This is a genomic window from Bradyrhizobium sp. USDA 4506, assembly GCF_054058795.1.
The window spans coordinates 4,824,677-4,849,707 of record NZ_JBSSBM010000002.1 but is presented as its reverse complement, the minus strand read 5'-3'; the positions used below and the strand labels follow the sequence as shown (position 1 = coordinate 4,849,707).

Below are 25,031 nucleotides of genomic sequence, written 5' to 3'. Positions count from 1 at the left end.
CGCTATCGCGTCTATGCAGAGGTCATTCCGGGGCGCGCGAAGCGCGAACCCGGAATCTCGAGATTCCGGGTTCGATGCTGACGCATCGCCCCGGAACGACGACCTTCGGTCGTCATTTCTTCGCCATCGCGCAGGCCGGATCCGGCGGGCCGAACGCGTCCTCGCCGGAGATCTTGGCCAGGATCTTGTAATAGTCCCACGGATATTTCGACTCGGCCGGGGTCTTGACCTGCACGAGCCAGAGGTCGTGCACCATCAGATTGTCCTCGCGCAGCTTGCCGTTGCGGGCGAAGAAGTCCTCGACCGGCTTCTCGCGCATCTTGGCCGCGACCTTGAGCGGATCGTCGGTGCCGGCATCCTTGATCGCGTTCAGATAGGCGGTCACGGAGGAGTAGACGCCGGCCTGCCACATCGTCGGCATCCGGTTCATCTTGGCGAAATAGCGCTTCGACCACTCGCGGGTCTTGTCGTCCATGTCCCAGTAGAACGAGGTGGTCAGCAGCAGGCCCTGCGCGGCCGACAGCCCGATCGAGTGGATGTCGGTGATCAGCGCCAGCAGCGCGGCCATCTGCTGCCCGCCGGCGAAGACGCCGAACTCGGCGGCGGTCTTGATCTCGTTGGTGTTGTTGGGCGGTCCGCCGGCAATGCCGATGATCTTGGCCTTCGAGGCCTGCGCCTGCAGGATGAAGGACGACAGATCAGGCGTCGCAAACGGCGGCCGCACCGCGCCGAGCACCTTGCCGCCGTTCTTGGTCACGATCGCGGAGGCGTCCTTCTCCAGCGAGTGACCGAACGCATAATCGTCGGTGATGAAGAACCAGCTGTCGCCGCCGCGCTTCACCACCTCCTGCGCGGTGCCGACCGCGAGCGCCCTGGTGTCGAATACCCACTGTATCGCGTAGGGCGAGCAGAACTTGCCGTGGAAATCGGTCGCGCCGGTCGAATGCGTGATGAAAAGCTTCTTTTTCTCGTTGGCCATGTTCTGCACCGCGAGCCCGACCGCCGAGACCGGCACGTCGACGATGAGGTCGACCTGATCGACGTCATACCAGCGTCGCGCGATGGTCGCGCCGATATCCGGCTTGAGCTGGTGATCGCCGACGATCACCGAGATTGGCTTGCCGAGCACCTTGCCGCCGAAATCGTCGACGGCCATCTGCGCGGCGGTGACCGAGCCTTGGCCGGTCGGCGTCGAGGCGGGGCCGTTCATGTCGGTCAGCACGCCGATCTTGACGATGTCGTCGGATACCTGCGCCGATACGCTCGGGGAGGCCAGCAGCGCGGCTGCGAGCGTCCCGAACATGGCTAGTCTGGTGGCCTTCATTCTGTCTCCCTCCTGAATTGGCGCATTGGCCATTATTGGTTGTGCCGGGCCTTCGGGGACCCGGTCATATTGGTTTCTTTTGCAACTATATTGGGGACCGCGTCAACGCGCCATCGGTCTAATGACGCAGCCCCGGTGCGGCGAGAGACAGTTTCTTTCGGGGCCGATTCAGTCCATAGCGGGCCATGGTCACCGCCCCGCGCCTTCCGCCTTCGCTCACCCCGCTCGTTGCGGCACTGGCTGCCGTGCTGCGCGACGTCGGACCGGTCCAGCCGATCGCGTTGCCACCGGCCGACGCCTTGCGCTGCATTGCGGCCGAGATGCCGGCCTTGCGCGCCTATCCGCCGCGCGATGTCGCGGTCAGCGACGGGTGGGCGATGCGCGCCAATGACCTGGTCGGCGCGTCGTCCTATGCGCCGTTGCCGCTGGCCGAACCTCCGGTCTGGGTGGCGGCAGGCGCTGCGATGCCTGATGGCACCGACTGCGTGGTCGATGCCGATGCCGTCGATACCTCCGGTCCGCTTGCGCAGGTGCTCGCCGAAGCAATCCCGGGGCAGGGCGTCAGGCGTGCCGGCAGCGACATCGCCGTTGGGCGCACCGTGATCGCAGCAGGGGAGCCGCTGCTGCCGCGCGGCCTGCTGCTCGCGCGCGCGGCCGGACTGCAGATGTTGCGCGTGCGACGGCCGCGGCTTCGCATCGTCAACGTCGCCAATGGTGAGCTGACCGCACAACTGATCGCTGACACCGCGCGCCTCGCGGGCGCTGAGGTCGTCGGCATCGAGGCGGCACCCGATGTGGCGGCGATTGCAAACGCACTCGAACCAGACGGCTGCGATCTGATGGTCACGATCGGCGGCACCGGCGTTGGTCACACCGATGCCGCGGTGAATGCGCTGGCAACGCGTGGCGCACTGATCGCGCACGGCATTGCCCTGCAACCGGGGCGCACCGCAGCGGTCGGCCGTATCCACACAACGCCGGTCGTCGCCTTGCCGGGCGCGCCGGATCAGGCTTTCGCGGCCTGGTGGGCGATTGCGCTTCCCCTGCTCGACCGCCTGTCGGGCCGGCGCGCGCGCAAAACACTGGCGCTGCCGCTGGAACGCAAGATCGCCTCCGGCGTCGGCGTTGCCGAGGTCGTGCTGCTGATACGCGAGCAAGGTTCCTGGGCGGCGCTTGCGACCGGCGACCTGTCACTCGATGCCATCGTGCGCGCCGAAGCCCTGCTGATCGTGCCCGGCGCTGCCGAGGGCTTCGCTGCGGGCGCGGTTGTCGATGCCTATATGTTGCGGGAGTGAGTTCCCGAGATGAACAACACGTTCACGCCGAAACCCAACCCGTCCGTCGAGCAGGACCAGTTCCTGACCATCCTGTCGCGCGAGGAGGCGCTCGCGCGCTTCGAGGCGGCGCTGTTCCCGCGCCAATTGCCGTCCGAGAAACGGCTGCTCGCCGATGCGCTCGGCCGTGCGCTGGCGGAGGACGTGGTGGCGCCGATCGATGTGCCGCCATTCGATCGCTCCAATGTCGACGGCTTTGCGGTGCGCTCGGCCGATCTGGCGCGCGCCGGCGAGGCCGCGCCGGTGCAGCTCGCGCTGAACGACGAGACGATTTCGTGCGGGACCGCGCCCACCATGCCGGTGCTCCCGGGTACTGCAACCGCGATTGCGACCGGCGGTCCGGTACCGCGCGGCGCTGATGCCATCGTGATGGTCGAGCACACCCAGCCTGCCGGCCACGGCACCATCGAGGTCCGGCGTGCGGCGTCGCCCGGCCAGTTCGTGTCCTATGCCGGCTCCGACATCGCGCGCGGCGAGGCCCTGCTGCGCGCGGGAACGATGATCGGGTCGCGCGAGATCGGCATGCTCGCGGCCTGCGGCATCGCCGAGGTTGCGCTGACGCGCCGTCCGCGCGTCGCGATCCTCTCGACCGGCGACGAACTGGTGCAGCCGGGTGAGAAGCTGCGGCCGGCCGCGATCTACGATACCAATGGTGCGATCGTCACCGCGGCGATTGCCGAGAACGGCGGTGACGCGGCGTTCCTTGGCGCGATCGCCGACAACGAGGCGATGCTCGAGGCCGCGATGCGCAAGGCGCTGGCGGACAGCGACATGCTGGTGCTGTCAGGCGGCACCTCCAAGGGCGCGGGTGACGTCTCGCACCGGATCATCGCTCGCCTCGGCAAGCCCGGCATCATCGCGCATGGCGTGGCGCTGAAGCCAGGCAAGCCGCTGTGCCTTGCGGTGTGCGACGGCAAGCCGGTGGTCATCCTGCCGGGCTTTCCGACCTCGGCGATGTTCACCTTCCACGACATGATCGTGCCGGTGCTGCGCCGGATGGCCGGGCTGCCGCCGCGATCGGATGCCAAGGTGGCGGCGAAGGTGCCGGTGCGCATCGCCTCCGAGCTCGGGCGTACCGAGTTCGTGATGGTGTCGCTGGTCGAGGGCGCCGACGGCCTGATCGCCTATCCCGGCGGCAAGGGCTCGGGCGCGATCACCTCGTTCGCGCAGGCCGACGGCTTCCTGAAGATCGAGGCGCTGGCCGACCAGTTGCCGGCCGGCAGCGAGGCCGAGGTGACGCTGTTCACGCCGCATGTGCGGGTGCCCGATCTCGTCATCGTCGGCAGCCATTGCACCGGGCTCGATCTCGTCACGGCGCCGCTGGTGCATGCCGGGCTTGTAGTGCGTTCGATCGCGGTCGGCAGCCTCGGCGGGCTCGCTGCCGCCAAGCGCGGCGAATGCGATCTCGCCCCGATCCATCTGTTCGACGACAAGACCGAGACCTACAACACGCCGTACCTGGCCGACGGGCTCGAACTGGTGCCGGGCTGGCGGCGCATGCAGGGCATCGTGTTTCGCAAGGACGACACGCGCTTTGCCGGCTTGAGCGCAGAGCAGGCGGTGCGCGCCGCGCTCGCCGATCCCGCCTGCCTCATGGTCAACCGCAACCAGGGCGCCGGCACCCGCATCCTGATCGATCGCTTGCTGGTGGGCCGCCGGCCCGACGGTTACTGGAATCAGCCCCGCTCGCACAATGCGGTTGCGGCCGCGGTGGCGCAGCGCCGCGCCGACTGGGGCATGACCATCGCGCCGGTCGCCGATGCGTCGGGACTCGGCTTCATACCGCTCGCCGAAGAGCATTATGACTTCGCATTGGTGACGGCGCGCAAGCAGCGGCCCGCGGTGCAGGCCTTTCTCGACGCACTGGCGTCGGATGAAGGGCGGGCTGCATTGACGAAGGCGGGGTTCAGGCCGGCGTAGCCGGTGTGCCGCTCTGCCGCACCATCACAGCTGTCGTCCCTGCGAAAGCAGGAACCCATACGCCGCGGCGGGTTTTGAGAAACGGGACTGGTCGTTCCAGCATCGCGTAACAATTTGCATTTGTGGTTATGGGTCCCTGCTTTCGCAGGGACGACAGTGAGTTTTGTTGCGCTAGCTGTGAGTCAAAACATCCGCATTCTCGCGACATTCGGGGACTTCCTGATGCGGTGTGCCGAAGGTACCCTGATCACTCGCTCAGCTTGCGGTCCAGGAAGTCGACGTAGGAATTGTCCGGGTCCAGTTTGACGGCCAGGCGAAGCGCTGCCCGGGCGGCGGACCTGTCGCCGTCGGCCGTGGCCTTGTGCTCGTCCAGGATCGCATTGGCCACCGTGCGCGCGGTGTCGAGACGGGCCTCGTCGATGGAACGGTCGGCAAGATAGGCTTCCACCGGCTCGCGGAGGCGCTTCAGTTCGTCCACGCTGACCGAACCCAGCGGATACCAGTTGTAATATTCGAGACGCGGCCGATCATCCGTGAGGCTCGGCACATCCCCGACAAAGGCCGCGAGTTTTTGATCGGCGGCGATGAATGTCGCCAGGAAATCCTCGGGCGAGCCGAGGCCGTTCGCCGTCAGGTCTTCAGCCACCGCGGGCTTCGACATGCGCATGGCGAGCTCGCGCGGATCGATGTTCAACGGTTCATCGGAGGCGATCGCCACGCCTTCCATTCTGGACGGCAGCCAAAGCGAGACATGCTTGAACTGGCCCATCATGGCCTTGAGTATCATCTTCGGAAGAATGCCGCGGTTGAAATCCAGCGGCACCCATTGCGCGAGAACGCCGCCGGGACGCATCTTCTGCTTTGCCAGCGCATAGAATTCCTCCGTGTAGAGGTTGATGACGCCGGCATCATGGGGCGGTGGCGGCTCGAGCGTGATGACGTCAAATGTCTCGTTGGTCCCCAGCAGGAAGTGGCGCCCGTCCGCGACGATCTGATGGACCTTGGGATTTTGATAGAATTGCTTGTTGATCGGCACGAAATGGGGCGCGAATTCGAACACCGTCGATGCCAGATCGACCGCGTCGATGGATTGCAATTCCTCATGGGTGCTCACCGCTCCCACCGTGGTTCCGGTCCCGATGCAAATGACGACAGCCGTTTCAACCGGGCCCCGGTGCAGCAGAATGGGATAGTGCCCCATCGCGGCCATGTAGCGTCTGCCCTCGGGACGGTTGTTGGCATAGCTCTTCGAATTCACCACCAACTGCTGATAGGTGCCCGCCGCCTTCTCGCGATACTCGACCACCGCAAACGTCGCTTGCCGGGTTTCCCGCAACTCGAGCACATTGGCGCCTTCGATCGCGGTCAGGACCCGCTCCAGATAGTGCGGAGTGAAGAGCAGCAGTGCTACGGCGATGACGCTCGCGGCGATCGTCCCCTGCCGCCACAGGCTCCTTTCTCTCACAAGATCCGGCTGCGACACGGTGGTCGCGACGAACAGCAGGACGTTCACGACAATCAGCGCGGTGAGCGCGCCCTGGCTGCCCAGACAGGGGATCAGCAGAAACCCCGCCGCCAGCGAGCCCACGACGCCGCCAATCGTGTTCAGGGCGTAGAGCGTGCCGATCCTGCGGCCGAGCGCGCTCATCTGCATCACGGTCAGCTCGCTGGCCAGGGGAAAGCTGATGCCGATCAGCGTCGTCGGCAGCAACAGGGCGACAGCGCAGACCAGGAAGAATGAAACGTCGCCTCCCAACAGCTCCTGCACCGGGACTGGAAGCAGGCCCGATACGATGGGAGACAGCGCTACTCCCATGGTCCGCGCCTTGCCGAGCATTCCGACGGTCAGCGTGGCTGCAACCGCGATCAGCAGCTGCGTCACGGCGAAGTATCGCAGCAATTGATCCTTGCGGGGGGCGAGCAGCCTGGCGCAGATCAGGGCGCCGATCACGAGCCCCAGCAGGTAAACGCCGAGCATGCCCGAGAACGCGTAGACGCTCGAGGTGCTGACATTGGTCAGGAATCGAAACCAGACCACCTCATAGGCGATCGATACAAAACCGGAGCACGCGAAAATCCAGATCAGGACCGACGTCCTGCCACTCGCGGTCGCGGCGGTTTGCACCGGCGCCTGTGCCGCGACCGGCAAGAGCGGGCTTGCGCCGCGCGCAACGAACAGGGCCACAACGCCGACGCAGACATACAGCGCTGCCGCAACCAGGCTCGATCCCGCGATGCCCCAAAGGCCCATCAGCACAAAGCCGACCGCCAGGGTGCCGATGGCGGCGCCCAGGGTGTTGAACCCGTAGAGCAGACCGATCCGATTGGCGAGGTCGGTTTGTGTGCGGGTCAGGAATTTCACCAGGAAGGGCAGGGTCGCGCCCATCAACATCGTCGGCAGCGACAGAATGGCGAGCGACACGGCGACCATGAGAGGCAGCCGGAAGGGAGACTCCAGGTCGAGCATCGGTGACAGCCAGCCCACCCATGTCGGCCAATGCGACAGGAATGCGGTGACCGCGAGAGAAACGAGGGCGAGGGCAAGTTCGAGCAACCCGTAGATTTTCAGGGGGCGGCTGACGGTGTCGGCGATCCGGCCTCCCAGGGCGCTGCCCAGCGAGAGACCGAAAAAGAAGCTTGCCACCGTGACGCTGACGGAGACGGTCGCGCTTCCCAGCACGAATTGCAGTTGCTTGAACCAGAGAACCTGCAGGATCAGCGATGCCGCGCCCGATGCCAGAAAGATCGCCGTGACCAGAACCCGGTTTTTCAGGCTCACGGCGTCTCGAACGTCACCACGATTGCGCACTGGACCGCTCTCCCGTTGAACGGAGAACAGGTAAGGCGAATGCTCTTAATATTGCCTTATGGCGGAGCAGCGCTGCGCGGCAGCCGAATCCCGTTGAAATTGCTCGTAAAATTGCCGTTTGGCGGATGCTTGCAGGGGGCCGAACGATCGCGCTGTGAGAGGGCCTTTTGCGTTGCGGATCCAGCTCAATGCCGCATCGCCGTCTCCACGAACTCCAGCACGGAGCGCGGGACCTCTTCGTATTCGACGAAACGGCGCCGAAGCTCGTCGGCAATGTCGGTCGTGACGTCGCGCGACCATCCTTCGTTGGTATTGAAGGCCACGATGCGGACCGGGCGGCTGTACTGGTCATCCAGCAGACGCCGGATCAGCGTTTTCCGGTCAGTGCCTTCTTCGTCGGTTTCGCTCCAGGCACGGCCCAGTCGGCCAAAATCGTTCAGCACCAGATAGGTGTCGTGATCGATTGAATGCGGCACAATCGAAGGCGAGCGAGGCATACATAGTCCTCCATGCTGCACATTATCGTGTTCCGATCGCCCCGCGTATCGGAAATTTCGAGGTAAATCCGCTGGATAGCGGGATCGCGCGTGACGTGAGCGGGGGCTGCAACATGCATTGGAGCAAACCGTCCCGTCGCTGGTTATCTCTTGTCACCGACATGGGCCCTGTTGTGGATGTCGGTGGTTGAGCGACCGATGGGGCTCCCACCCGCTCGAGGAGCGGAGCGATGTTAAGAAGGCTTCGTTTTAGGAACACAACGCTGGAAGAAGTGCTGGCAGTCGATACGCAGCGGCCGCGGAAGAGGCTGCGGATGCGTGACCAGCCCCCGAGAGAGAGCCGATCGGCAAGGCTTGCCAAGCCGGGGCGGCCGGTCAGTCAACGAACCGACTGACCCTGCGGGATAGCGAGCCGAGCCCGACTTGCGCGGCGGCCCGTGAACGGGTTCGCCGATTGCGGCGACCAATCGATCATGGCATTCGACACTGTCAATTTTCGCAAGATTGCCGCGCTCGTCGCGGCGGCCGGCACCTTGTTCTGGCTCTACACCTTCTACGCCATCGCCCATGTGCCGCCTGGCGACGGTACCGGCTTCCAGTGGCTGGCGGTCTTTCCGCTCGGCCTAGTGTTCGGCCTGTTCTTCCTGCCGGCCTGGCTGCTCGTCGCCATCGGCCGATTGCCGAGATTCACCGCGGCGCTTGGGGTCTGTGGCCTGATCGCGTTCGCGGTGCTGTGGGCGCAGCTGCTGCAGGAGTTTCCGAGGGCGGTCCTCTAGCGCGCCAGCCCATCCTCATCTGCCGGCGAGCCTGGCATGACATTGCTCCAAGGCTGATATATGCAGCGTTGGGCGCAAGTCGCGGTTTTCCGCCGTCACGGCTGGTCCCGGCCATCCATGTCGGGCGGAACCGCGGGCGTGGATACCCAAACGATTGGCATGTCTTCGGAGACGCGTATGAAAGTGATTGGCCTCGCGGGCTGGAGCGGTGCCGGCAAGACCACCTTGCTGTCGCGGGTGATCCCCTGCCTGCTGGGCCGCGGCCTGCGCGTCTCCGTGATCAAGCACGCCCACCATGAATTCGATGTCGACGTGCCCGGCAAGGACTCCTGGGTGCACCGGCAGTCCGGTGCGACCGAGGTGCTGGTGTCCTCGACGCGGCGTTGGGCGCTGATGCACGAGCTGCGCAGCGCCGTTGAGCCGCGGCTGCCGGAGCTGCTCGCCAAGATGGCGCAGGTCGATCTGGTCGTGGTCGAAGGCTTCAAGCGCGAGCCGATCAACAAGATCGAGGTGTACCGCGCCGCCAACGGCAAGCCGCTGCTGTTTCCCGACGACCCGCGCGTGGTCGGGATCGCCAGCGACGTCGCCGTTGCAACCACGCTGCCGGTCGCGCATCTCGACGACATCGAGGACGTTGCCGAATTGATGCTGCGCGCCGCGATCCCCGTCGACGACGTGCTCGCGTCGGCTCCGGCCGAAGGCTGACGTGGACGAGGAGGCGGCGTTGACGATGCCGCGCGGCTTCGCCATGGTCGAACCATGACAACGACGAAGCTCGATCTCACCGGCCTGAAATGCCCGCTGCCGGCGCTGAAGACGCGCAAGGCCCTCCGGAGCGTGACGGCGGGAGATTTCCTCGAGGTGCACTGCACCGATCCGCTTTCGGTGATCGATATCCCGGCCCTGATCCAGGAGACCGGCGACAAGGTCGAGATCACCGAACGAAGCGACGCCCGGATCGTTTTTTTGATCGAGAAGATCAATGGAGCGATAGGCAATTCGAATGCTGCGTTGCCGCGTACGCGCTAGATGCAGCTTGATATCTACCTTTTGCCTATCGACACCTATTTTCCATTCTGCGCGAATTGATAATGTCCGCCGGGTTGTGGTGATGGCGTTGTGCTCGAGTGTGGGCGCATCGACGGACAACGACTGGGCCCGTGCCCAGATCACGGGCTGCACGGCCGGGCATATCCGGTCGTATTGGGGGTTAGCATTTCCGGAATGTGCGTGGTTGGTCCCGACGCATTGAGGAAATGTGCGGAGCTGCCGGCTGACGCTGGCCGCAATGGGCTGAGACGGGATCGAAGATGCAGATGCGCCTGTCGTAATGGCGGCTGCAGGGGAGGTGTCAATGACCACAGTGAGCAGCGCCGGACGCGTATCCGCGACAGGCGCAGGTTTCCTCGACAAGGAACATACAATCGCGACCGCCGGCTTCAACCGCTGGCTGGTGCCGCCGGCCGCGCTCTGCATCCATCTGTGCATCGGCATGGCTTACGGCTTCTCGGTGTTCTGGCTGCCGCTGTCGCGCGCGATCGGCCTGACCGCGCCGAAGGCGTGCCCCGACATCTCGCTGGTGCAGGAGCTGTTCACCACCACCTGCGACTGGAAGGTCGCGAGCCTCGGGTGGATGTACACGCTGTTCTTCGTGCTACTCGGCGTCTCCGCCGCGATCTGGGGCGGCTGGCTCGAGAAGGTCGGTCCGCGCAAGGCCGGCTTCGTCGCGGCGCTGTGCTGGGCCGGCGGTCTCGTGATCGGCGCGCTCGGCGTCTACACGCACCAGCTCTGGTTGATGTGGCTCGGCTCCGGCGTGATCGGCGGCGTCGGCCTCGGCCTCGGCTACATCTCGCCGGTGTCGACGCTGGTGAAATGGTTCCCCGACCGGCGCGGCATGGCGACCGGCATGGCGATCATGGGCTTCGGCGGCGGCGCGATGATCGGCGCCCCGCTCGCCGACAGGCTGATGAACTACTTCAAGACCCCGACCTCGGTCGGCGTCTGGGAGACCTTCCTCGCCATGGGCGCGATCTACTTCGTGTTCATGATGATCGGCGCGTTCCGCTATCGCATCCCGCCGGCCGGCTGGCAGCCCGAAGGCTGGACGCCGCCGACGAAGGCCAACGCGATGATCTCGAGCAAGCACGTCCATCTCGACAACGCGCACAAGACGCCGCAATTCTGGCTGATCTGGTGGGTGCTCTGCCTGAACGTGTCGGCGGGCATCGGCGTGATCGGCATGGCCTCGCCGATGCTGCAGGAGATCTTCGCGGGCAAGCTGATCGGCCTGCCCAATGTCGGCTTCAACCAGCTCGATGCCGGACAGAAGGCGCAGATCGCGGCGATCGCGGCCGGCTTTGCCGGATTGCTGTCGCTGTTCAACATCGGCGGCCGCTTCTTCTGGGCGTCGCTGTCGGACAAGATCGGCCGCAAGAACACCTACTACACGTTCTTCATCCTCGGCATCGCGCTCTACGCGCTGGCGCCGACCTTCGCCGCGATGGGATCGAAGCTGTTGTTCGTGCTCGGCTTCGGCATCATCCTGTCGATGTATGGCGGCGGCTTCGCCACCGTGCCGGCCTATCTCGCCGACATGTTCGGCACCCAGTTCGTCGGCGCCATCCACGGCCGTCTGCTGACGGCATGGTCGACCGCCGGCATCATCGGTCCTGTCGTGGTGAACTACATCCGCGAGTTCCAGCTTGCCGCCGGCGTGCCGCGGGACCAGCTCTACAACACCACGATGTACATCCTGTGCGCCATGCTGATCGCGGGCCTGATCTGCAACTACCTGATCAAGCCGGTCGATTCGAAATGGCATATGAGCGACGCCGAGGTCGCCAAGCTGCAGGATGCGAGCGCCAGCGCCGCGGCGGCCGGACCGCACGGTTCCTACGGGATCGGGTTTGGCGGGCTCGACGCCAAGGCGGCGCTGTTCTGGCTGTTCGTCGGCATTCCGCTGGCGTGGGGCGTCTACATGACGCTGCTCAGCGCGGTCAAAATCCTCTGATCGCAATTCAGGCCGCGCGCGGGACATCTGGTATCCCGCGGGCGGCCTGAAGCGTTTTCGAGCGAAGTGGATGCCGGCTCGCGTGAAGAAGACGCGTCAAACAAGAAGCTCTACGCCGTTCAATTCAACAGATAATCAAGGGACATTTCAGTCATGTTTCGTACCGCAAGCTGTCTTGTGGCCGCCCTGCTTCTCGCCGGCTCGCTGCACACCGCGTCAGCCCAGACCACCGAGGCCAAGCCGTCGAAGGTCAAGCTCACCATGCAGAAGCTGAAGGACATGAAGGCGAAGTGGAAGGCCAACAAGCCAAAGCTGAAGGTCTGCCGCGCCGAGGTGAAGTCGAAGGGCCTGACCGGCGACGACCGCTGGTTCTACATCGAAGAATGCATGGGCAAGAGCTGAGCGGCACCGCTCCGCTATCTGCAACGCAAGAGGGCGTGACGGCGATCGCTGTCACGCCCTCTTGTTGCGTTTGAGACGCGATCACTCCGCGGCGGCGGGCGTCGTCTTGGCGGCCTCCAGCGCTGCTGCGATCGCCTCGTCGACCCGTTCGAGCCAGATGAACTCCAGCTTGGCGCGGGCGCCGGCGGGGATGTCGTCGAAGTCGCGCTTGTTGCGCGCCGGCAGCATCACCCGGGTCAGGCCGGCGGCCGCGGCCGCGACCACCTTCTCCTTGATGCCGCCGACCGGCAGCACCAGGCCGCGCAGCGAGATCTCGCCGGTCATCGCGGTGTCGCTGCGCACCGTGCGGTCGGTCAACAGCGAGGTGAGGGCGGTGAACATCGCAACGCCCGCGCTCGGGCCGTCCTTCGGCGTCGCGCCGGCGGGAACGTGGACGTGGATGTCGCTCTTCTCGAACACGCCGGGATCGATGCCGAGCTGGGAGGCCCGGCTCTTCACCAGGGTCAGCGCGGCCTGCACGCTCTCGCGCATCACCTCGCCGAGCTGGCCGGTGAGGATCAACGCGCCGCGGCCCGGCGTGCGCGACGCCTCGATGAACAGGATGTCGCCGCCGACCGGGGTCCAGGCCAGCCCGGTGGCAACGCCCGGGATGCTGGTGCGCATCGCGATCTCGTTCTCGAACCTCGGCTGGCCGAGCAGCGAGACGATGTCCTTCGGCGCGATGGTGACGTGGCTGGTGCTGCCCTCGGCGATCTGCACCGCGACGTTGCGCAGCACCTTGCCGATCTCGCGCTCCAGGTTGCGCACGCCGGCCTCGCGGGTGTAGCTGCGGATGATCAGCCGCAGCGCATCCGGATCGATCTCGACCTGCTCGGCCTTGATGCCGTTGGCCTCGAGCTGGCGGCGGACCAGATAGCGCTTGGCGATCTCGAGCTTCTCGTCCTCGGTGTAGCCGGCGAGACTGATCAGCTCCATGCGGTCGAGCAGCGGGCCGGGGACGCCGTCGAGCATGTTGGCGGTGGCGATGAAGACGACGCGCGAGAGGTCGAACGGCACGCCGAGATAATTGTCGCGGAAGGTGCTGTTCTGCTCGGGGTCGAGCACTTCCAGCATCGCGGCCGACGGATCGCCCTGGATGCCGCGGCCCATCTTGTCGATCTCATCCAGCATCATCACGCAATTGCGCGCGCCGGCCTTCTTGATCGCCTGAATGATGTTGCCGGGCAGCGCCCCGATATAGGTGCGGCGATGGCCGCGGATCTCGGCCTCGTCATGCACGCCGCCGAGCGAGACGCGGACGAATGGCCGCGCCATCGCGCGCGCGATCGATTGGCCGAGCGAGGTCTTGCCGACACCGGGCGGCCCGAGGAAGCACAGGATCGGGGCCTTGCCGCCGGGCGCGAGCTTGCGCACCGCGAGATATTCGATGATGCGGCTCTTGATCTTCTCGAGGCCATAATGGTCCTGGTCGAGGATCTTGCGCGCCTCCGCGATGTCGATCGGCTTCTCCTCCGGAATGCTCCAGGGCAGGTCGATCAGCCAGTCGAGATAGCTGCGCACCATGCCGGATTCGGCCGCGGCCTCCGGCATCCGCTCGTAGCGGCGCAATTCCTTCTGCGCCTGGCTTTCGGCCTCCGGCGGCATCTTGGCCTCCACGATCGCCTTGGTCAGCTCGGTGACTTCCGCAGCCTTGCCGTCGCCTTCGCCGAGCTGGCGCTGGATCGTCGCCATCTGCTCGCGCAGGATCGCCTCGCGCTGCCGCTCGTCGAACACGGCCTTGGTCTTCTGCCCGATCTCCTGGCTCAGCCGCAGCACCTCGATGCGCTCGGCGAGGTGACGCGACACCTTGTCCATCCGCGCCACGAGATCGATGGTTTCCAGGATGTCCTGCTTCTCCGACGGCTTGATGTCCATGTAGGACGTCGCAAGGTCGGCAAGGGTTGCCGGCGAGGTGGTGCCCTGCAGCGCGGCGATCAGCTCCTGCGGCACCTGCGGCAGCAATTGCGCGGCCTCCAGCGCCTGGCGCTGCAGATTGAGGAAGCGCGCCTCGATCTCGGGCGAGGTGGTGGTCGGCTCCGGGATTTGCAGCACGCGGGCCGCGAGGAACGGCGTGCCCGGCAGATAGTCGAGCACGCGCATGCGCTGCACGCCCTGGCAGACCAGATGGTGGGTGTCGTCGGCGCCGGTGATGTAGCGCACGATGTTGGCTGTGGTGCCGACGCGGTAAAGCCCGTCGGGGCCGGGATCGTTGGTCTCGGGATCGCGCTGCAGCAGGATGCCGATCGGCCGCTGCTCGCGTACCGCCTGCTGGGCCGCGGCAATCGACGTCGCGCGGGCGATCGTGATCGGAATGATGACATCCGGAAACAGCACGGTGTTGCGCACCGGGACGATGATCAGCGCGTCGCTCGGGATCGGCGTCGAAGTCGATGCTGGGCTTGAAACGTCTGAGGCAGCCATGTCGAAATCCTTTAGCTCGACTTTCCGAGCCGCAGGCCGACGCAACCATGCGCGGCAAAGCGGCTGATGGTGTAGCGGCCGGTCGGCAGCGCGATGCGGCGCTCGAACCGGCCCTGCGGCAGTTCGAGGCGCAGGATGCGGGCGTTGCGGAGTTCAGGGGGCAGGGTGCGGCGGCCGGAGATCACCAGCGTGCCGCCGTCGAGCGCGGCCTCGACCTCGTCGGGATCGACCCCCGGCAACGCGACCAGGATCAGGATTTCATCCTCGGTCTCGATCACGTCGGTCGGCGGTTCCCAGCTCGGCTCGGTGCTTCCCGCGCGCGGGTGCAAATTGAGGAAGCTCTGGTGCAACCGTTCGGCGCGGGCGAGCGCCTCGATCGCATCCGACAGCATCCAGTTGATCTGATCCTTGGGCCGCATGGGCACTCTCCACGTCGCATTGGGAGGCGAGGTTAGCGGTCTTGCCGCCGACCGTAAACCGGCCCCTCGCGCGGCTGATCGAGGGTAAAATTGTCCGAAATCTCGCGATTTGCGGCATGACCGCGATGCACGGACCGCAGCCGGACGCTTATGCTGCGGCTATGTGACAGGGCCGCGGCTGCTCTCGAATTCCTACGGCCTTCCACGCATCTTTTGCCGTGATGCGGCGCGCTCGCGCGCGCCGCCAAACGGGAAGGTGGCACATGACCTTGCTCCATTACCACGATGCCCGGCCGCACGGTTCGGCCGGCGCCATGCCCTTGATGCTGCGGCGAACCGTCAGGCGGATCGGCCTCGTCTTCAGGACTGTTCACCGCGCGATCGCCGCCGCCAAGATTCATCGGCTCCGCAATGAGCTGCTGCTGCATCGCGGCCACGAGGATTGGGCGCGGACCAACCTCAACGTCGGCATGCTCGGCGGCGACGCCGAGAGATATCCACGGGCGCCGGTCGTGCTCGGCGAGAAATGGGACTACTGAGATGCGCACAGTTTCGTTCATCGCTGCCCTGCCGCGCCGCGCCGCAGAAGGGCTGCTCGCATTCCTCGCCTGGATCGGCGAGGAGCCGATCAGCGGCTACCGGCCCGAGGCGCATTACATGCGCGGTCCAGGACCTGCGTGGCGGGCCAAGCATCGCGGGCGTTAAGCCCCGAACCCATCCGCGTCATTGCGAGGAGCATGGCGACGAAGCAATCCATATCTCCGCATGTGGCGCGATGGATTGCTTCGCGGAGCCTGTCATCGGGCGCGCGTTCGCGCGACCCGTTGGCTCGCAGTGACGTGCAGAGGCCGCGGCGCCTACGAGACCCACGATCCCGAGCGCGCCGACCTTGAGCGACCGTCGTTTCTGCTCCCAAACCAGTTCACGTCGCTTCACGTCGCGGCGCCAGATGATCGAGCAGGTTCATCGGCAGCGGGAACACCACGGTCGAGGAGCGCTCGCCGGCAATGTCGTGCAGCGCCGCGAAGTAGCGCAGCTGCATCGCTTGCGGCTCCTGGGCGAGGATCCGGCCGGCCTCGACCAGCTTCTCGGCGGCCTGCTGCTCGCCCATCGCGTTGATCACCTTGGCGCGCCGCAGCCGCTCCGCCTCGGCCTGCTTGGCGATCGCCCGCACCATCGTCTCATTGAGATCGATATCCTTGATCTCGACCCCGGTGACCTTGATGCCCCAGACGTCGGTCTGCCTGTCGAGGGTCTCCTGGATATCGGCGTTCAGCTTGTCGCGCTCCGCCAGCATCTCGTCGAGCTCGTGCTTGCCGAGCACCGAGCGCAGCGTGGTCTGCGCAAGCTGGCTGGTCGCAGCCATGTAGTCGCTGACCTTGATGATGGCGCGCTCGGGATCGACGATGCGGAAGTAGAGCACGGCGTTGACCTTGACCGAGACGTTGTCGCGCGAAATCACGTCCTGCGGCGGCACCACCTGCACCACCACCCTGAGATCGACCTTCACCAGCTGCTGCACCACCGGAATCAGGATGATGAGCCCCGGGCCCTTCACCCCGGTGAAACGGCCGAGCGTGAAGATGACGCCGCGCTCGTATTCGCGCAGCACGCGCACGGCCTGGGTCAGGAATACGATGATCAGCAGCGCGATCGCCGCATAGGTGAAATAATCAAGCATCATGCCTTACCTCCTTCGCCGGGAGAGGCCGGCGTGCGCCGTACCACCAGCGTCAAATCGATGATGTTGGCGACCTCGACCGTGTCTCCCGCCGTGAATGTCTCGGTGCTGCGCGCTTGCCAGCGTTCGCCGTTGGTGAAGACGTGACCCGTGGTCTCGGACCAGTCGAGCACCTCGGCCGATAGCCCGCGCATGGCTTGCGCACCGATCCGCACCGGGCCCTTGCGCGCGCGGCGGAGCGCGCCGAGCACGACGAGAATGAGCCCGGTGAACATCGCGGCGACGATGCCGATGACCGGCCATGACAGCCGGTATCCGGGCGCCTCGATCCGAAACAGCATGGCTGCTCCAAGCACGAAGGCGACGATTCCTCCGAGGCCGATCACGACGGTCGGGTTGAAGGCTTCGATTGCGAGCAGCGCGATCCCGACCAGCATCAGGGCGAAGCCCGCGTAGTTGATCGGCAGCATGTTGAGTGCGTACAGACCGAGCAGCAGGCAGATCGTCCCGACAACCCCGGGCGCCACGGCACCGGGCGACATGAACTCGAAGATCAGGCCGTAGATGCCGACCATCAGGAGAATGAATGCGATGTTGGGGTCGGTGATGACCGCAAGCGCGCGCGCGATCCAGGTGGGATCGATGGCCTCGATCGCGGTGTCCCTTGTCGCCAGGCGTTGCGTCTTGCCGCCGGGAAGCTCAATGGTCCGGCCATCGACCTGCCTGAGCAGGTCGGCCGGGTCGCGCGCGGTGAGATCAATGACGTTGGCCTGCAGCGCGGCGTTGGCGGAGAGGGTGGCGGCATCGCGGACCGCCTTCTCGGCCCAGTCGGCATTGCGGCCACGCAATTCGGCGAGGCTGCGGATGAAGGCAACGGCATCATTCGTCACCTTCGCCGTCATGGCATCCTTGGTTTCGGACGGATGGCCGCCGTCCTTCTGGTCCTTGCCGCCCTTGTCCGGAGTGCTGCCCGGCAGCCCCGGTATCGGGCCGCCGATCTGCACCGGCGTCGCGGCGCCGATATTGGTGCCGGGCGCCATGGCCGCGAGATGGGTCGCATAGAGGATATAGGTCCCGGCGCTCGCGGCATGGGCGCCGGATGGCGCAACGTAGCCGACCACGGGAACGGGCGAGGCCAGCACGTCGGCGATGATCTCACGCATGCTGGTGCTGAGGCCGCCCGGCGTATTCAAACGCAGGATAACAACCTCGGCGTGGCGCTCGGCGGCCTTGGCCAGGCCGTCCTTGACGTAGCTGGCCGCTGCCGGCCCGATTGCCCCGTCGATTGAAATGGTCAGGGCAAGATGGCTGTTGTCCGCGGCCGGACCGGGACGGATGGAGATAACCAGAGCGACCAGGACGGTCGCAACAACGAGGGCCGCCTTGAAGGTGGTGTGCACGGCAAGCACTCCCTTGCCGTGGATATGGGGCGCCGTTTCGGAACCTCAAGTTGGCGCCGTGTCACGGGCACCGTGTGCTGATCGCATTGTGCATTGCGATGGGTCATGTCGGGTCGGCAAATCTCAATGCGCGGCTGCGAGGTACTCGTCGGCAAGCTCAGCCATCGCCTGCAAGACCTCGGCCTTTGCCGACCCGTTCAATTGCACGATCGGCAGCCGCGTCGTCGGCGGCATGAATCCCAGAAGCGCCAGCGCGAACTTCAATGCGGCGGGATGCTCGCGCTCCAGCAAGGTCGCAAGCGGCACCAGCCGCTGGTGCAACTCCCGCGCCTGATACAACCGTCCCTCGCGGAAATGCCTGTGAACGGCCACGTACAGATCGGGCGCGACGTTCGTCACGACCGAGATGCAGCCATCGCCACCGGCGGCGAGCCAGGCCAGCGAGGAGGCGTCGTCGCCGGTCAGCATCCGGAATGCCGCCGGCAGGCGTGAGCGCAGGCGCGCCAGCCGGGCAACGTCACCGCTGCCGTCGCGCAAACCCACGAAGCGTGGCGATGCGGCGAGCTCGAGCAGGGTCTCGTCGGCAAGGCCCTTCACCGTGCGCGACGGAATGTCGTGCAGGATGACAGGCAGCGTGGTGGCCGCGGCGACCGCGTGGAAATGCGCCGCAGTGCCCCGTGGCATCGGCTTGTTGTAATAGGGTACGACCGACATGACGGCATCGGCGCCGCCCGCTTCCGCGGCCCGGGTGAATGTGACGGCGCGATCGGTCGCGTTCGATCCGGCGCCGGCGATGATGCGAACCCGCTTGCGCGCGACGCCGGCCGCGATCCGGACCAGCTGCGCACGTTCCGCGGGCTCCAGCGTCGCGCTTTCACCTGCGGTCTCGCCGACCACCAGCGCGGTGGCGCCGGCCGCGATCTGGCGCTCGCACAGCCGGCCGAACGCCTCCGCGTCGATCTCGCTCCGATGGTTGAAGGGGGTCGGAAGATCGGGGATGAAGCCCGACAGCCATCCGGCCGTGTCGGCTTTCGCAGCCGTTTGCCAGGTCATGGGTGGCTCACGCCACGCGGATTGCGGGGAAGCTCGCGGTCTCGCCGCGCATATCGAGCTCGATCTCACGCGACAGCTCGACGATCATTTCAGGATGCTGGCCGTTCTCGAACAGCGCGTATTTGACGGCCTGGGCGCGGTTGACGAACAGGCCGCCATAGAGGCCGTTCTGTTGCTGGGCGACCCACTGGCCGTGATGGTTGCGGCCGATGAAGACGACGGTGGACGCGGCGCTACACGAGGGAGGTTCGACGAGTTTCACGGTGGTGGTCCTTCTTTTTGTTTCTGACGCGTTTTCCTCACGCGAACCGCGTATCCGTCTCGCTCGAAAACGCTTCAGTCACGGTCACGCGATCAATGTCTGATTTGCGGGATATGAAATCGAGCGCGTGCGAGCAGCGACTTCATAGGAGCGGCATAGGATTTGTGAGGATGGTCTAGAGGCGCTGGACGATGCCGGTGCCGAGCGCGCACAGCGCGACATAGGCGGTCATCTCGTCCCAGTGATTGAGGTTTGCGGCAAACGGCATTTCGCGCTTGGCGATCCCGGCGAAGGCGCAGATCACGGCCGACATCCACAACAGCGTGACGAGGCCCTTGCCGAAGCCGGCGCCGGCGAACACGGCAAAGCCGATCATGATGGCAAGCCGGAAGCCGAAGCGGACCATGACCTGGACCGACTGCAGCTGCCGCGGCAGTTGTTTGGTGTCCACGGCCGCGCCGCCGTCAGCCGATATTGTCGACGAACAGCGGCTCGTACAGCGCGCGCGTGTCGCGACGGACGGTCGGCACGCTGGTTCGGCTATCGGGCGTCGAGATGCGCTGCGCCTCCACGAAGGCGCTGAGGATCGCGAGTGCAAGATCGGTGTGGTGGGTCTCGATCGACTGGTCGAGCCAGTCCGGCAGCTCGCGTTCGCGCGACAACGCACAGTGCCACTCGCCCTCGTCATAGACCAGGCGGCGGATCTGCCATTGCGGCAGTTCCAGATCGAGCAGCGCGATCGCGGCGTCGGTCCAGGCGCCCGACTGGATCAGCCGCTCGACCCGGCGGGTCTTGCCGCTCTCTCCGACCGAGGGAAAGCGCCGGCAGGTCTGGCTGATGATGTCGGCCATGAATTCGGCTGTCACCGCATAGGCGTCGCGCAGCCGTTCGCCGAGATCGATGGAGGTGTTCTGGGAAAGCACTGACATGGCGTCATCTCGTCTTGCGCGGCCCAGGGTATTGGCCGCAAGCCAAAAATGGCCGGACCGCCATTTGAAAACGAGATGAGGCGGGGGACGGAGATATAGGGATTCCATAAAGACCAAGCTGTCGTCCTGGCGAAAGCCAGGACCTGAGTTCACAAACGAAGTGCAACACTTCCTTGAGGAGGTGTTGCCATGGGGCGGACTTACAAGCAGCTCTCTCTGGACGACCGATGCGAGATTGCCTGCCTATCGGCCAATGGCAGCTCGGTCCGGCAAATCGCGGCAGCTCTGGATCGCTCGCCATCAACGATCTCTCGGGAACTGAGGCGCAATCGGGGGAGCCAGGTCGGCTACAAGCCGAGCTATGCCCAGCACCAGATGCGAGCGCGGCGCTGGACGGGCGGACGCCTCGAACGGGAGCCCGGCCTGCGCCGGGACGACGGCTGCGCAGCTCGTGGCACTTATAGGATTCCTATAACGTCCTTATTCGCCACCTCTCGAAAACCTATGCCCCGGATGGCACCTCACGGCCATCCGGCGCGGAGCCCTTATACGGTCGTCCCGCGCCTCTCGGATGCATAGGAGTCTCACATGATGGACATTCTCATGGCGGCGCTTGCGATCGGCTTCTTCGCGGCCGGCATCGGCTACGCCTACGCCTGCGAACGGCTGTAACGGAGGCGACGATGATCTTCGATTACTCGCTCGCCGGCCTCGTCTCGCTCGGCCTGCTGTTCTACCTCACTTACGCATTGCTGCGGCCCGAACGCTTCTAGGCGGCCCGCGATGTCAGCGCTTTGCACAATTCTGTTAGCCGACGCGATGTTGACCGGGCTGTTGCTCGGCTTGTTCGCGTCGATGCTGCGCTTCGCTCCTATTCGAAAGGTTTGACGCAATGACCGTCATCGGCTGGATTCAAATTATTCTGTTCTGCGCGATCGTTGCCGCGCTGGTCAAACCGCTCGGCTGGTACATGACCCGCGTGTTCAACGGCGAGCGCACCTTCCTGTCGCCCGTGCTGCGCCCGGTCGAGCGCGGCATCTACTGGGTCGGCGGCGTCGACGAGCGGCGCGAGCAGCACTGGCTGACCTATACGGTCGCCATGCTGCTGTTCCATGTCGGCGGCTTCGCCATCATCTACGGCCTGATGCGGCTACAGGCGGTGCTGCCGTTCAACCCGGCCGGACAGTCGGCGGTCGCTGAGGACCTCTCCTTCAACACCGCGATCTCCTTCATCACCAACACCAACTGGCAGAACTACGGCGGCGAGAGCACGCTGTCCTATCTGGTCCAGATGGTCGGCCTGACCCATCAGAATTTCCTGTCGGCGGCGACCGGCATCGCGCTGGCGATGGCGCTGATCCGCGGTTTCACCCGCTCGTCGATGCGCACCGTCGGCAATTTCTGGGTCGATGTCACGCGCTGCACGCTTTACGTGCTGCTGCCGATCTGCGTCGTCTACGCGCTGTTCCTGGTCTGGCAGGGCATGCCGCAGACGCTTCATCCCTATGTCGACGCCACCACGCTGGAGGGCGGCAAGCAGACCATCGCGCTCGGACCGGTGGCCTCGCAGGTTGCGATCAAGATGCTCGGCACCAACGGCGGCGGCTTCTTCAACGCCAACGCCGCGCATCCGTTCGAGAATCCGACTGCGCTGTCGAACCTCGTGCAGATGGTCTCGATCTTCGCACTCGGCGCCGCCATGACCAACGTGTTCGGCCGCATGGTCGGCAACGAGCGCCAGGGCTGGGCGATCTTCGCCGTGATGGGTATCCTGTTCGTCGCCGGCGTCACCGTCACCTACTGGGCGGAAGCCAACGGCACCTCGGCGCTGCACGCGCTCGGTCTCACCGGCGGCAACATGGAGGGCAAGGAGGTCCGCTTCGGCATCGTCGCGTCCTCGCTGTTCGCCGTCGTCACGACTGCCGCCTCCTGCGGCGCGGTCAATGCCATGCATGACAGCTTCACGGCGCTCGGCGGCATGATCCCGCTGATCAACATGCAGCTCGGCGAGGTCATCATCGGCGGCGTCGGCGCCGGCTTCTACGGCATGTTGCTGTTCGTCGTGCTGGCGATCTTCGTCGCCGGCCTGATGGTCGGCCGCACTCCGGAATATGTCGGCAAGAAGATCGAGGCGCGCGAGGTCAAGATGGCGATGCTCGCGATCCTGGTGCTGCCGCTGATGTATCTCGGCTGGACCGCGGTCGGCGTGGTACTGCCGTCGGCGGTGGCCTCGATGGCGAACTCCGGCCCGCACGGCTTCACCGAGGTGCTGTACGCGTTCACCTCGGCGACCGGCAACAACGGCTCGGCCTTCGCGGGCCTCACCGGCAACACCCTGTTCTACAATCTGACGCTCGCCTCCGCGATGTTCGTCGGCCGCTTCTTCATGATCGTGCCGGCGATGGCCATTGCAGGTTCGCTGGTCGAGAAGAAGTCGATCCCGGCCTCGGCGGGCACCTTCCCGACCACCGGCGGGTTGTTCGTCGGCCTCGTCATCGGCGTGATCCTGATCATCGGCGGTCTCACCTTCTTCCCGGCGCTGGCGCTCGGGCCGATCGTCGAGCACCTCGCCATGAACGCCAACACCCTGTTCTGATCGAATTGTCCGGAGTGACAACCATGGAAACCACAAGACTGCAAAAGCAGGTGACGGCGTCGACCATGTTCGACCCGAAGATCCTGGTGCCGGCGATCCGCTCGGCCTTCGTCAAGCTCGACCCCCGGCTGATGGCGAAGAACCCCGTGATGTTCGTGGTCGAGGTCGTGGCCGCGTTGACCACGGTGATCTTCGTCCGCGACCTCGTCACCGGCAGCGCCAATCTAGGCTTCACCTTCCAGATCATCCTCTGGCTCTGGTTCACGGTGCTGTTCGCCAACTTCGCCGAGGCCGTCGCCGAAGGCCGCGGCAAGGCGCAGGCGGAATCGCTGAAGAAGACCCGCACCGAGAGCCAGGCCAAGCTGCTCACCGGCACCGACCGGACCTATCGCATGGTTCCCGGCACCTCGCTGAAGGTCGGCGACGTCGTGCTGGTCGAGGCCGGCGACAACATCCCGTCCGACGGCGAGGTGATCGAAGGCGTGGCCTCGGTCAATGAAGCCGCGATCACGGGTGAATCCGCGCCCGTGATCCGCGAGTCCGGCGGCGACCGTTCCGCGGTCACCGGCGGCACCCAGGTGCTGTCGGACTGGATCCGTGTCCGCATCACCGCAGCCCAGGGCTCGACCTTCATCGACCGCATGATCAAGCTGGTGGAGGGCGCCGAGCGGCAGAAGACGCCGAACGAGATCGCGCTCAACATCCTGCTGGCCGGCCTCACCATCATCTTCGTGTTCGCGACGGTGACGATCCCGAGCTATGCGGCCTATGCCGGCGGCTCGATCTCGGTCGTGGTGCTGGTGGCGCTGTTCGTGACGCTGATCCCGACCACGATCGGCGCGCTTCTGTCGGCGATCGGCATCGCCGGCATGGACCGCCTGGTGCGCTTCAACGTGCTGGCGATGTCCGGCCGCGCGGTGGAGGCTGCCGGCGACGTCGATACGCTGCTGCTGGACAAGACCGGCACCATCACGCTCGGCAACCGCCAGGCGACCGCATTCCGTCCGATCCGCGGCGTCGCCGAGCAGGACCTCGCCGACGCGGCGCAGCTTGCCTCGCTGGCCGACGAAACGCCGGAAGGCCGCTCGATCGTGGTGCTCGCCAAGGAGAAATACGGCATCCGCGGCCGTGACATGCATGAGCTTGCCGCGACCTTCGTGCCGTTCACCGCGCAGACCCGCATGAGCGGCATCGATGCAGGCACGTCGTCGGTCCGCAAGGGCGCGGTGGACGCGATCCTGGCCTATGTCGACGGCGGCTCGCCCCGCACCGTCGCCTCGGGCAACACCGTCCGCGCGGTCGCGGCGACGATGAGCGCCGAAGCGCGCGAGATCCAATCGATCGCCGACGAGATCGCCAAGGCCGGCGGCACGCCGCTGGCCGTCGCCAAGGACGGCAAGCTGCTCGGCGTCGTGCATCTCAAGGACATCGTCAAGGGCGGCATCCGCGAGCGCTTTGCCGAATTGCGCCGCATGGGCATCCGCACCGTGATGATCACCGGCGACAATCCGATGACCGCCGCGGCGATCGCGGCCGAGGCCGGTGTCGACGACTTCCTGGCGCAGGCAACCCCCGAGGACAAGCTCAAGCTGATCCGCGACGAGCAGTCCAAGGGCAAACTGGTCGCGATGTGCGGCGACGGCACCAACGATGCGCCGGCGCTCGCTCAGGCCGATGTCGGCGTCGCCATGAACACCGGCACGCAGGCCGCCCGCGAGGCCGGCAACATGGTCGACCTCGATTCCAACCCGACCAAGCTGATCGAGGTGGTCGAGATCGGCAAGCAGCTGCTGATGACCCGCGGCGCGCTGACCACGTTCTCGATCGCCAACGACGTCGCGAAGTATTTTGCGATCATCCCGGCGATGTTCCTCGCGTTCTATCCGCAGCTTCAGGTGCTGAACGTGATGCACCTGGCGAGCCCGCAGAGCGCGATCCTGTCGGCGATCATCTTCAACGCGCTGATCATCATCGCGCTGATTCCCTTAGCGCTGAAGGGCGTCAAGTATCGCGCGGTCGGTGCCGGCGCGCTGCTCGGCCGCAACCTGATGATCTATGGCTTGGGGGGCATCATCATCCCGTTCATCGGCATCAAGGCGATCGACCTCGTCGTCGCCGCCTTGGGCCTGGCTTAACCACAACGTCATTGCGAGGAGCGA

23 protein-coding genes and 1 pseudogene are annotated in these 25,031 nt (G+C 65.6%); 13 read left to right on the top strand and 11 right to left on the bottom strand.

The annotated features are described in order from the left end of the window. Positions 1 to 112: 112 nt before the first annotated feature. A complete protein-coding gene (locus ACVIHF_RS25175) occupies positions 113 to 1,324 on the bottom strand; it encodes an ABC transporter substrate-binding protein (protein WP_057014858.1) in 1,212 nt (403 codons plus the stop codon). Between the two features lie 185 nt (positions 1,325 to 1,509). On the opposite strand from ACVIHF_RS25175, the gene ACVIHF_RS25170 reads away from it, so the two are divergent. Together ACVIHF_RS25170 and ACVIHF_RS25165 are read left to right on the top strand one after the other, a co-directional pair. Continuing rightward, entirely contained in the window at positions 1,510 to 2,619 is a 1,110-nt protein-coding gene (locus tag ACVIHF_RS25170) for a molybdopterin-binding protein (protein ID WP_456792686.1), read from the top strand. Between the two features lie 9 nt (positions 2,620 to 2,628). After that, on the top strand, positions 2,629 to 4,578 hold the full coding sequence (locus ACVIHF_RS25165; RefSeq protein ID WP_253607403.1) for a molybdopterin biosynthesis protein: 1,950 nt from the start codon (positions 2,629 to 2,631) through the stop codon (positions 4,576 to 4,578). A gap of 247 nt (positions 4,579 to 4,825) precedes the next feature. Here ACVIHF_RS25165 and ACVIHF_RS25160 read toward each other — a convergent pair whose 3' ends face one another. Both ACVIHF_RS25160 and ACVIHF_RS25155 read right to left on the bottom strand, forming a co-directional pair. Further along, a complete protein-coding gene (locus tag ACVIHF_RS25160; RefSeq protein WP_456792685.1) occupies positions 4,826 to 7,357 on the bottom strand; it encodes a fused MFS/spermidine synthase in 2,532 nt (843 codons plus the stop codon). Positions 7,358 to 7,572: 215 nt separating this feature from the next. Then, positions 7,573 to 7,830 carry a hypothetical protein gene (locus ACVIHF_RS25155; RefSeq protein ID WP_311988559.1) on the bottom strand — a complete coding sequence of 86 codons (258 nt, stop codon included), beginning with the start codon at positions 7,828 to 7,830 and terminating at the stop codon, positions 7,573 to 7,575. A gap of 527 nt (positions 7,831 to 8,357) precedes the next feature. On the opposite strand from ACVIHF_RS25155, the gene ACVIHF_RS25150 reads away from it, so the two are divergent. From ACVIHF_RS25150 to ACVIHF_RS25130, 5 genes are all read left to right on the top strand, one after another. Beyond that, a complete protein-coding gene (locus ACVIHF_RS25150; protein WP_253607406.1) occupies positions 8,358 to 8,660 on the top strand; it encodes a hypothetical protein in 303 nt (100 codons plus the stop codon). A 177-nt stretch (positions 8,661 to 8,837) separates the two neighbouring features. Further along, the gene (mobB, locus tag ACVIHF_RS25145; protein WP_092085647.1) at positions 8,838 to 9,365 is read left to right on the top strand and encodes a molybdopterin-guanine dinucleotide biosynthesis protein B; all 528 of its coding nucleotides are present in this window, start codon (positions 8,838 to 8,840) and stop codon (positions 9,363 to 9,365) included. 54 nt (positions 9,366 to 9,419) lie between these two features. Next, the gene (locus tag ACVIHF_RS25140; RefSeq protein ID WP_057014863.1) at positions 9,420 to 9,689 is read left to right on the top strand and encodes a sulfurtransferase TusA family protein; all 270 of its coding nucleotides are present in this window, start codon (positions 9,420 to 9,422) and stop codon (positions 9,687 to 9,689) included. Positions 9,690 to 10,014: 325 nt separating this feature from the next. Further along, positions 10,015 to 11,670: an OFA family MFS transporter gene (locus ACVIHF_RS25135; RefSeq protein ID WP_092085775.1), complete on the top strand. Its 1,656-nt coding sequence runs from the start codon at positions 10,015 to 10,017 to the stop codon at positions 11,668 to 11,670. A gap of 153 nt (positions 11,671 to 11,823) precedes the next feature. Next, positions 11,824 to 12,072 carry a hypothetical protein gene (locus tag ACVIHF_RS25130; protein ID WP_028332712.1) on the top strand — a complete coding sequence of 83 codons (249 nt, stop codon included), beginning with the start codon at positions 11,824 to 11,826 and terminating at the stop codon, positions 12,070 to 12,072. Positions 12,073 to 12,153: 81 nt separating this feature from the next. Here the strand turns inward: ACVIHF_RS25130 and lon are convergent, their stop codons facing one another. Together lon and ACVIHF_RS25120 are read right to left on the bottom strand one after the other, a co-directional pair. Beyond that, positions 12,154 to 14,532, bottom strand: a complete 2,379-nt coding sequence (gene lon, locus ACVIHF_RS25125; protein ID WP_283069345.1) for an endopeptidase La — start codon at positions 14,530 to 14,532, stop codon at positions 12,154 to 12,156. Between the two features lie 11 nt (positions 14,533 to 14,543). Beyond that, complete coding sequence (locus ACVIHF_RS25120; protein WP_028332710.1) at positions 14,544 to 14,951, bottom strand: Hsp20/alpha crystallin family protein; 408 nt, start codon at positions 14,949 to 14,951, stop codon at positions 14,544 to 14,546. Between the two features lie 263 nt (positions 14,952 to 15,214). On the opposite strand from ACVIHF_RS25120, the gene ACVIHF_RS25115 reads away from it, so the two are divergent. Both ACVIHF_RS25115 and ACVIHF_RS25110 read left to right on the top strand, forming a co-directional pair. Then, positions 15,215 to 15,490, top strand: coding sequence for a hypothetical protein (locus ACVIHF_RS25115; RefSeq protein ID WP_225164560.1), 276 nt, complete (start codon positions 15,215 to 15,217; stop codon positions 15,488 to 15,490). A 1-nt stretch (position 15,491) separates the two neighbouring features. Then, positions 15,492 to 15,656, top strand: a complete 165-nt coding sequence (locus ACVIHF_RS25110; RefSeq protein WP_176937025.1) for a hypothetical protein — start codon at positions 15,492 to 15,494, stop codon at positions 15,654 to 15,656. 217 nt (positions 15,657 to 15,873) lie between these two features. Here ACVIHF_RS25110 and ACVIHF_RS25105 read toward each other — a convergent pair whose 3' ends face one another. From ACVIHF_RS25105 to ACVIHF_RS25080, 6 genes are all read right to left on the bottom strand, one after another. Beyond that, positions 15,874 to 16,635 (bottom strand): slipin family protein, encoded by a 762-nt coding sequence (locus ACVIHF_RS25105; protein WP_028332707.1) that lies wholly within the window; start codon positions 16,633 to 16,635, stop codon positions 15,874 to 15,876. Then, complete coding sequence (locus ACVIHF_RS25100) at positions 16,632 to 18,041, bottom strand: NfeD family protein (RefSeq protein ID WP_456779529.1); 1,410 nt, start codon at positions 18,039 to 18,041, stop codon at positions 16,632 to 16,634. Before ACVIHF_RS25100 ends, ACVIHF_RS25105 begins: the two co-directional genes overlap by 4 nt. A gap of 114 nt (positions 18,042 to 18,155) precedes the next feature. Next, a complete protein-coding gene (gene dapA, locus ACVIHF_RS25095) occupies positions 18,156 to 19,085 on the bottom strand; it encodes a 4-hydroxy-tetrahydrodipicolinate synthase (RefSeq protein ID WP_456792684.1) in 930 nt (309 codons plus the stop codon). 7 nt (positions 19,086 to 19,092) lie between these two features. Beyond that, positions 19,093 to 19,347 carry a hypothetical protein gene (locus tag ACVIHF_RS25090; protein ID WP_310883472.1) on the bottom strand — a complete coding sequence of 85 codons (255 nt, stop codon included), beginning with the start codon at positions 19,345 to 19,347 and terminating at the stop codon, positions 19,093 to 19,095. Between the two features lie 175 nt (positions 19,348 to 19,522). Further along, complete coding sequence (locus ACVIHF_RS25085) at positions 19,523 to 19,798, bottom strand: hypothetical protein (protein WP_028332704.1); 276 nt, start codon at positions 19,796 to 19,798, stop codon at positions 19,523 to 19,525. A gap of 13 nt (positions 19,799 to 19,811) precedes the next feature. After that, positions 19,812 to 20,276: a hypothetical protein gene (locus ACVIHF_RS25080; protein ID WP_456779531.1), complete on the bottom strand. Its 465-nt coding sequence runs from the start codon at positions 20,274 to 20,276 to the stop codon at positions 19,812 to 19,814. Positions 20,277 to 20,465: 189 nt separating this feature from the next. Between ACVIHF_RS25080 and ACVIHF_RS25075 the strand changes: the two are divergent. The 4 genes and pseudogenes from ACVIHF_RS25075 to kdpB all read left to right on the top strand — a co-directional run. Beyond that, positions 20,466 to 20,708, top strand: a pseudogene (locus ACVIHF_RS25075) (helix-turn-helix domain-containing protein); the annotation flags it as partial. 251 nt (positions 20,709 to 20,959) lie between these two features. Next, positions 20,960 to 21,049 (top strand): K(+)-transporting ATPase subunit F, encoded by a 90-nt coding sequence (locus ACVIHF_RS25070; RefSeq protein ID WP_016846764.1) that lies wholly within the window; start codon positions 20,960 to 20,962, stop codon positions 21,047 to 21,049. Between the two features lie 119 nt (positions 21,050 to 21,168). Beyond that, the gene (gene kdpA / locus ACVIHF_RS25065) at positions 21,169 to 22,872 is read left to right on the top strand and encodes a potassium-transporting ATPase subunit KdpA (RefSeq protein ID WP_438073593.1); all 1,704 of its coding nucleotides are present in this window, start codon (positions 21,169 to 21,171) and stop codon (positions 22,870 to 22,872) included. Positions 22,873 to 22,895: 23 nt separating this feature from the next. Further along, the gene (gene kdpB / locus ACVIHF_RS25060) at positions 22,896 to 25,007 is read left to right on the top strand and encodes a potassium-transporting ATPase subunit KdpB (protein WP_456782148.1); all 2,112 of its coding nucleotides are present in this window, start codon (positions 22,896 to 22,898) and stop codon (positions 25,005 to 25,007) included. Positions 25,008 to 25,031 lie beyond the last annotated feature (24 nt).

Coding starts and splice junctions, on each gene's coding strand:
- ACVIHF_RS25150 (WP_253607406.1), top strand. CDS start 8,358: ATGGCATTCGACACTGTCAATTTTCGCAAGATTGCCGCGCTCGTCGCG.
- ACVIHF_RS25135 (WP_092085775.1), top strand. CDS start 10,015: ATGACCACAGTGAGCAGCGCCGGACGCGTATCCGCGACAGGCGCAGGT.
- ACVIHF_RS25110 (WP_176937025.1), top strand. CDS start 15,492: ATGCGCACAGTTTCGTTCATCGCTGCCCTGCCGCGCCGCGCCGCAGAA.
- mobB (WP_092085647.1), top strand. CDS start 8,838: ATGAAAGTGATTGGCCTCGCGGGCTGGAGCGGTGCCGGCAAGACCACC.
- ACVIHF_RS25140 (WP_057014863.1), top strand. CDS start 9,420: ATGACAACGACGAAGCTCGATCTCACCGGCCTGAAATGCCCGCTGCCG.
- kdpA (WP_438073593.1), top strand. CDS start 21,169: ATGACCGTCATCGGCTGGATTCAAATTATTCTGTTCTGCGCGATCGTT.
- kdpB (WP_456782148.1), top strand. CDS start 22,896: ATGGAAACCACAAGACTGCAAAAGCAGGTGACGGCGTCGACCATGTTC.
- ACVIHF_RS25175 (WP_057014858.1), bottom strand. CDS start 1,324: ATGAAGGCCACCAGACTAGCCATGTTCGGGACGCTCGCAGCCGCGCTG.
- ACVIHF_RS25115 (WP_225164560.1), top strand. CDS start 15,215: ATGACCTTGCTCCATTACCACGATGCCCGGCCGCACGGTTCGGCCGGC.
- lon (WP_283069345.1), bottom strand. CDS start 14,532: ATGGCTGCCTCAGACGTTTCAAGCCCAGCATCGACTTCGACGCCGATC.
- ACVIHF_RS25120 (WP_028332710.1), bottom strand. CDS start 14,951: ATGCGGCCCAAGGATCAGATCAACTGGATGCTGTCGGATGCGATCGAG.
- ACVIHF_RS25130 (WP_028332712.1), top strand. CDS start 11,824: ATGTTTCGTACCGCAAGCTGTCTTGTGGCCGCCCTGCTTCTCGCCGGC.
- ACVIHF_RS25105 (WP_028332707.1), bottom strand. CDS start 16,635: ATGATGCTTGATTATTTCACCTATGCGGCGATCGCGCTGCTGATCATC.
- dapA (WP_456792684.1), bottom strand. CDS start 19,085: ATGACCTGGCAAACGGCTGCGAAAGCCGACACGGCCGGATGGCTGTCG.
- ACVIHF_RS25080 (WP_456779531.1), bottom strand. CDS start 20,276: ATGTCAGTGCTTTCCCAGAACACCTCCATCGATCTCGGCGAACGGCTG.
- ACVIHF_RS25170 (WP_456792686.1), top strand. CDS start 1,510: ATGGTCACCGCCCCGCGCCTTCCGCCTTCGCTCACCCCGCTCGTTGCG.
- ACVIHF_RS25070 (WP_016846764.1), top strand. CDS start 20,960: ATGATCTTCGATTACTCGCTCGCCGGCCTCGTCTCGCTCGGCCTGCTG.
- ACVIHF_RS25165 (WP_253607403.1), top strand. CDS start 2,629: ATGAACAACACGTTCACGCCGAAACCCAACCCGTCCGTCGAGCAGGAC.